At 41.5% G+C, this 272-nt stretch carries 1 protein-coding gene; it reads right to left on the bottom strand.

Going from position 1 to position 272, the window contains the following annotated elements:
* Window positions 1-226 (bottom strand): 3-hydroxyacyl-CoA dehydrogenase NAD-binding domain-containing protein (locus AAEY83_RS15110; protein ID WP_351060187.1); only part of this gene is annotated, 226 nt, incomplete at its 3' end.
* Between the last annotated feature and the right edge of the window lie 46 nt (window positions 227-272).

Below are 272 nucleotides of genomic sequence, written 5' to 3'. Positions count from 1 at the left end.
CAGGACGTGCTGCCTGCGCTGCAATTTGCGAAATTGGTAATGATGACGTGTTACTAGCAAAAATTGTATTTTCTTGGCATTGCTGCTCTACGTCGGCAACCATACCTTGCTTAAGCGCAAGATCTTCAAACACAGCTTCTATTACTAAATCAATGTGTTTAAAGCCGCTGTAGTCTGTTGTACCTGTAATACGGTTCATTGTTAACTGCATATCAGCTTTAGACATAATACGGCGCTTAAGGCGCTTGTCTAAAATTTTGTAGGTGTAGCTC

Origin of the sequence: Psychrobacter sp. TB20-MNA-CIBAN-0197 (assembly GCF_040309765.1) — a bacterium.
In the GTDB taxonomy this organism is placed as follows: domain Bacteria; phylum Pseudomonadota; class Gammaproteobacteria; order Pseudomonadales; family Moraxellaceae; genus Psychrobacter; species Psychrobacter submarinus.
This window is presented reverse-complemented; position numbering and strand designations above follow the sequence as displayed.